We start from the raw sequence: 6,794 nt of genomic DNA on the forward strand, positions 1-6,794 counted from the left end.
CCGGTCCTGTGAGCAGCGGTGGCGATCAAGGTCGGGATGCCGAGAGCCACTGGACGAACCTGCCAAACGAGATCGGCGCCGCGTCGAGCTTCGCCCGGCTCGCGACCTCGGACGCGGTCGTGCTGGCGTGCACGATGCAGACAGACGACGTCCCGTCGAAGATTAAGAAGGATCTTCGGACGATCTGCGGGTCCGGCGCGCCGGTCGATCGCGTGGTCTACTTCACCGTTACCCCCGTTGCCGTCGCCAAGCGGCACGAACTCATCGAACACGCCCGAGCCGAACACGATGTCGCCCTGGACATCTGGGACGCCGTCGCCCTGGCCAGCCATCTTGCCGACGCCGACCTCTTTTATCTCGCCGAGCAGTACCTCAATGTTCCTGCTGAGATGGCGCCGCCACCGGCGGAACCTGACCTGACACCGGCGTGGTACCAGCAACAGCGCACCCGCTGGCGTTCGAAAGAAACTCAGCAGGCATCCTTCGGCGAGCTGATGGACCTGCGGAAAGGGCTGCGGTACGCGACCTTCAACGACGCCGCCCGAGCCGACCTTGCCGACTGGCTGAGTTACGCCCGCGCGCTGCTCGCCGCAGCCACGTACCCTGAGGTCATCCTCCACGCGCAGTACGAGATCGCCGTTGCGACGCTTCGTGGAACGGATACCCTGCGGCCCGCCGACATCCTGGTACGGAGCTTCTTCGAGAAGGTGCTCCAGGACGTAACCGACCACGGCCTACTCGAAGACGCCTTGGTTCTCGGCCAGTACTGTGTCGGCGCAATCAGGCGAGGGCTTACGGAGATCACGAGGACCGAAATCGCCCAGTGGCATGCCGGACTGCTACGCAAAGTGCGTACCATGCTCGACGACCAGCCCTATCCCAACACCAGAGCCCACCTGCTCGCGCTGTCAGCGCGACTGCGCCTCTTCCCGGACCTTGCCGATCTGACGCAGGCGGAACAGGACGAGGGGCCGGGTCCTGCCGAGACCACGCGGCGTGTGCTGCAAGCCATCGATGATGACGAGCCCGTTGTCGTCAAGTCAGTAGCGCCCCTGTTCGACCTCGACGGCGGTGTGGCCGATCTCGTCACGCTCTGCCAGCACCTGCCGGAAGCACCGTTGTTTCCTGTTGACGCATTGGCTGATGTCTTCGATCTGATCGCACCCGCACTTGTGGACCATGCGGAGTACCGAACGGTCCGCGACGCCTTGGATGAGGCTACCGGAGCGCTGGCCGGTCAGGCCGCCAAGGCCGACCGGGCCCGCAACCGGGGGATGGCACTGCTCGCAGCCGGTCGTCGGCGGGAAGCCCTCAGCGAAATCCATGAAGCCAAGGTCAACTGGTGGCGCGGCGACACCAGCCAAGGCGCGGTACTGGCGATGCTTCTGCTCTCCGACATCTACCTGCAGCTCAACATGCCGCTAGCAGCCAAGAACTACGCTTTACAGGCGGTGATGCTCGTCGGTTCAACGCAGCAACACGACCTCAGGATCTACATTGCCCGGGGATTTCTGCGTGCCGCCCGCTCCGCCTACCAAGCCGGTACCTGGCTGACCGCCATCCACGTGGCGAAGGCGGCCCTTGCAGCGCACCAAGCGTTCGCGGACGACCCGTGGAACTCCGAGCGCCACCAAGAGGTCTGGTACCTGCTCTTCGACGTCGCCACCATTGTGCGGGTCGCCCGCGAGCATCGCCCGCGCCTCGCCGCCGTGATCGACGCAACACTTGCCGAGGTCGGGATCAGCGACATTGTCGACGGAATCCTCGGCGAAGCTGAGGCCGACGCGGATGTCGAATGGCCAGAGCAGACGATCGTCGATTCCGCCGGACGCGAGGGAGTCGGGCGCCCATTCAGCGACGCTGGGGCGACCCGAACCTACACGTGGAGCGCGCTCGGCACGACGTGGATCGTCACGAGCGCCAACGAACGGCACGCCGGCCTCGCTGCCGAACGGTTCGCGGCCGCAGCCCAAGTCGTCCTCGTGGAGCTCGCCGACCAAGACGCAGTCCTGCTACCCAGCCGCATCGAGATCGAGATCAGGGCAGACGCCGCCGAACTCGCCGCCGACGCCGACCGCGTTGAACAGCTACCAGACAACGATGCCAGCCGGTGGCTTGTGCACCTCAGCCGCGCTGACGCGCTCGACATCAATACGATCCACCGAGAGATGGCCACCACGCTCGTGACCGTCCTGCATACGTCCTCACTGCTGCCCTTCGAGGCGTTCATGACAGTGATGGAGAAGGCGTTCCAAAGAGGACTGTTCCACAAACTCGCGATCGGACGACCGTTCGACGAGGTTGCTGACCTGCTACCGGAAGCAGCGCATCCTTCGGTCCCCGCAGTGCTGGACGAACCGCTCGGAGCCGGCATCGAGGTCGGTGTCGCCGCCGCCGACGAACTCGGGCCGCCCACCACGCCCGGCCCAGGCTACGAGCACAAGGAAGCGCTCGAGGCCGTCCGACGGCGCTACGCGAACACACTGCCAACGCTGCGCTACACGCTGCCACGTCTCCTGGCTGATGCCGGCTTCCGAACGGTGGTCGCGAACCTGCGCACCGAGGGATGGCTGGACTGGCATCTCCTCAACGCCATTGCGTCGCTGGTCGCTTTCGAACGCGTCCGGCGAAGCGGCCTGCCACTACCCCCTCGAACCCAAGCTGATGCCGAGATGCTCCATCGGGTGCGGTTCCACCCGGAGGAGCCCGACGACGTACGGGTGCCGCCCCGGGAGTTCACGGAGGACGCTCTCCGGATGCAGCTCAACGCTTCGGTACTCGTGACGTTGACGAACTTCGACCTTCAAACGAACCAGCGGACTCCGAACTTCGGTGCCATCTTCGACCTGCTCGGACGCCGCTACGGCTACTGGACCGACGACGTCGAGCACGACGACGTCTTTCCAGAAGCTCCGTAGTGCAAAAGGCTGCGATGTCCGCCTGCCGCACCTGGCGGGATGCCACCTCGGGCCCCTGATCTACAGCGACGGGCAGCCCAAACCCCTACGACGGCCTGGAACGGTCGCTGTGCTGCCGCAGCACGCGCTGCTGGACAGTCCGTCCACCACTCGGTCGAAACGCCCGCGATCGGCCAACCGGCGGACTACTTGGCCTGGCGGTAGGGTAAACGCGCGCGGCAAGGTCAAATGCTTGCGAAGCCACCGTCGCAGTACCAGCGGCTGCCTGCGAGCGCCTCGTAGGTGGCAGTTTGCCAGCTATTGATGTGAACCGCCCGTCGAGTGTCCGCTTGATCGACTAGCTGCTGTCGCACCAACTCGGCACCGCCTCGCTGATATAGATTGGTCAAATTATGCCGCAACATACGCAGCTCGCCTGAAGCATGAACTCCGTAAAGGGCACCGAGCTGGCACACTCGAAACTGATATCTCACTCGCGCCTCCAGAACCGAATTCCAGTTCGATGGAGGCTCAACGAAGAAGCGGAGCGCCGCAGGGTTACCGGCGAGGACCTCGGCCTGCAGCCACTTTTCGGACTCAACATTCTCGTAATACGGATGCAGCGTTTGCAAATCGGCGCTGACAGGCGCCTGGTCCAGCTTAAACTTGTTGCAATCGCTGCAAATGGGCACGAGGTTCAAAGGAGTCACCGCGAGTGCCGGATACAAGGTCTTCGGCAGATGATGATCGACCTGCTCAACCTTCCTCTGATTGCAGAGCGGACATACCTCAAGCGCACTTTTGATGGCATCATAGATAAAACGAGCAGCGCCCCGCTTCCTTGCCATTCTGCCCGAATAGAGCCCCTCCAACTCCTTCCCTGTCACGCCGGGTGGATTGAAATCCTCTTGTCGAAGGAGGTGGAGAATTTTCAGCGCAGCGGCCATGTGAAACAACTGCTCGGCGCTAAGAATATTCGGCTCAACTAGGCGAAGTCGCCTTGCAAGGTCAGGATCATCGACCTGGGCGAGGCAAACGTTGTACGCGAGATGCGCGCCTTGCTTAGGGAGCGGGGCATTCCACATTAGATCGACTCTCCACTTTCGCGCGCAGCAAATAGGGCGCGGACCATCCCCTTCGCCTCGCCGCCCAGGCGATTGCCGAATTGGAGGACCACGTCGTCGTATGAGGCGCCCTCCTGAACAGCATTAGCAATCAAACGATGGAAGCCTGACCTGGATACCTCAAGTCCAAAGATTTCGCGGGTAAGGATGCCGACATTCTCGCCGAATGTTTCGATCTCCGGCCGCTCAGCGGTTACCGTTCTGCCGGATCGTCTCAGCTTCCATACACATGCCTGCGGCACTTCCTGAAGAACCACCGGTGAATGGGTTGCGATTAACGCCACACCATTCCGGTTCGTCAGGAGGTCCGAAAGCGCCCGAACGAAAGCCGACAGGAGGGGCGGATGCAGATGCGCTTCGGGCTCATCAAGCAGAACAAGAGTTCTTTCTTCCACCGTCTCGACGAGACGGGTCATCATCAGTAGAACGATCTTATGTCCAGAGCTCAAATCTGAGAAGAGTGCGAGAGCGCCGCGTTGAAGCATCTCGCCAGAAAGTTCTTCGTCAGCCAGCTCCGATACCTCCGCGTCGGCGAAGATCGGATCAGCCTCGAGGATTTGCAGGGCATGACGCCAACGGTCGATCCGACTGCCAGCGATGCAGGCGGAGACACTATTGGCGAAGTCCTCGGCGAGCTCGCTCTCACTCTTTGGTGTTCCACTGTCCGCCTTCTCTGGGTCCGGGATCTTCTTCAAACCCACATATGCATACGCTGTACCGCGGGCCCTGTTTTCGCGATGCGGTAAAGGAACAAATGAGTCGAAGGCGCTGAACGAAACAGAAACTACACCAGCAAACAATTGTCCAGGACTGTCGAGGATCTCAGTAGTGAAACTACCGGTCTCCGATGGGCTACTGCTTTCGTCGGCGAGCGCGCGCGTCATCCTATGCAGCAGTGTTGTCTTACCTACTCCGTTGCGGCCGATCAGTACATGGACGTTCGTAGGTGGCTGCGACTCTGGCATTACGTTGAATGACAGAGCAAGAGGCGCAATATCGGGCCACTGCACACCGGGTGACGTATATGAAAACGCGTAGCGTTCGAGCCTTGCTTCTCCTCGCGCCAGTCGGCGAAACTGCCCTTGGACGGTCGCGGGCGAAAGGTAGCGAAGCAGCGACACGCCCATCACGTCTTCATTGCGCGCCCGCTCAAACAGATCCTGATCCCAGGCGACGTCACGGGTCGCCTCGAGGTAGCTCTCGCGAAGCGACTGTCCCAAATTGTCGAGGGCCAGATAGTATGTCTCATCCTGCCCGAGGGAGAAGAATCGATTATCCAAGCGCTCGAATGCATCGGGAATATCGGGTCTCCACTGTCCGGTGACCATGCCGAACTGCCCGATCTTAATGCCACCTATATTGAGTTTCTCTCCCCGATCGGACACATACAGTACGCCGTAAAGCGTTTGGAACTTGAACCAGTCATTCCAGTTGTCGCGCGTCAGGTAGAAGCCCGGTCGAAGCGCCGAAGCCGCCTGGCTCGGTTCGATGACAACGAACTGCATACCAGATGCCCTCCCTCCAGCTAGCCCGACCCCCCGGACGCTAGCGTAGGCTACGGACAGTGGGGTCGACTTCTATGCTGATGACGGGTTCGGACGATGGACGAAGGCTTTGGAGCCCACAGCTGTCGCCACGCCAGCAGCGTGTGGTGCAGCGGCTCCGGAGTCAGGTAGGTGTGGGCCCCGCCCAGTTCTTTTCGGACGCCTGCGCGTTGCTCGTCGAGCATCCGCCGATGCCGTCAGTCACGCATGTCGTCGCGCACCTGTTTCGCGAGATCGAGAGTGCCGTTCGGGCTGTCTTGGAAGGCCCTGGTGCTGGCGTCGGGGCGACCGGTAGCCGTCACCGCGCCAAGATCTTGGCCGTTCTGGACGATCTCGGCATCGAGGCCACTAGCTCAGCCGCCCTGTTCTGGCTGGGATTCGCCGGTGAGGACAGCCCGAGCAACTTGGCTGGACGGGCTCATCGATCGGCGCTGGATCCCCCCCGGGCGCTGGACGAGGATTTCCTCGAGATCGTGCAGCAGTTCGAATTGGTGCTCGACGTGGTCCTGGACAGGTTCGAGGTCAACTTCGTCACCGTGTTCGCACAGATCGACGAACTCCTGGAGATCGAGGCGCCAACTCGGGCGAACGCGAAAACGCTGCGGCAGAACCGACCGAGTGTCTACGCGGTTGCCCATGAGTTCTTCAGCCGTGCGTCTGCCGCATGGGTCGGACCGCTCACCACCGAGGGATTCTTCCTATCGCCGCCGCCGGTCGTCGAGGAAGACGGCCAGATCAGCTACGAACCGTGGCCGGCGGGCGACTATCTTGCCCGAATCGCAGGTGATGGCGTTGCGGACGTCGTCGACGTGGCGCTCGCCATCCCCCCGACAGACAACCCGTTCGTCAACCGCAACGTCGTCCAGGTCGCGTTGAGGGTCTCTCCTGATGCTGCTCGGCGCCTGGTCCTGTCCATCGTCCGCGGACTCGGCAGCCGGTATGGGGTCCGCATTCCGTATGAGGTTGGTCAGGTCGTCGAGCGTTTGGCGCTCGGCAACATCACGAGCGAGGCGCTGCATCTGGCCCGAGCGCTACTGAGCGGCCTTGCTCAGTCCGCACGAGCTCGCGACCTCGCCATGTACGACTTCGGGCGTATTCTGCGTGACCACGTCCCGGCTCTCGCCCGCGCGGCGGGGCGTCCGGCGTTGGTGCTGTTGTGTGACCTCTTTGACCTACTTCAGGAGGGCGACGGGGCCCGGTACCGCCGCCCGGAGGGCGACGACGGTTCG

4 protein-coding genes are annotated in these 6,794 nt (G+C 62.4%); 2 read left to right on the forward strand and 2 right to left on the reverse strand.

Going from position 1 to position 6,794, the window contains the following annotated elements:
* Window positions 1-8 precede the first annotated feature (8 nt).
* Window positions 9-2,918 (forward strand): hypothetical protein, encoded by a 2,910-nt coding sequence (locus Dsi01nite_RS54920; protein ID WP_203854508.1) that lies wholly within the window; start codon window positions 9-11, stop codon window positions 2,916-2,918.
* Between the two features lie 224 nt (window positions 2,919-3,142).
* On the opposite strand, the gene Dsi01nite_RS54925 is transcribed toward Dsi01nite_RS54920, so the two are convergent.
* Window positions 3,143-3,982, reverse strand: coding sequence for a hypothetical protein (locus Dsi01nite_RS54925; RefSeq protein ID WP_203854509.1), 840 nt, complete (start codon window positions 3,980-3,982; stop codon window positions 3,143-3,145).
* Entirely contained in the window at window positions 3,982-5,526 is a 1,545-nt protein-coding gene (locus Dsi01nite_RS54930) for an ATP-dependent nuclease (protein ID WP_203854510.1), read from the reverse strand. Before Dsi01nite_RS54930 ends, Dsi01nite_RS54925 begins: the two co-directional genes overlap by 1 nt.
* 173 nt (window positions 5,527-5,699) lie before the next feature.
* Between Dsi01nite_RS54930 and Dsi01nite_RS54935 the strand changes: the two genes are divergently transcribed.
* A partial coding sequence (locus tag Dsi01nite_RS54935) for a hypothetical protein (RefSeq protein ID WP_203854511.1) occupies window positions 5,700-6,794 on the forward strand: 1,095 nt, incomplete at its 3' end.

This window comes from Dactylosporangium siamense (genome assembly GCF_016862795.1).
GTDB lineage: Bacteria > Actinomycetota > Actinomycetes > Mycobacteriales > Micromonosporaceae > Dactylosporangium > Dactylosporangium siamense.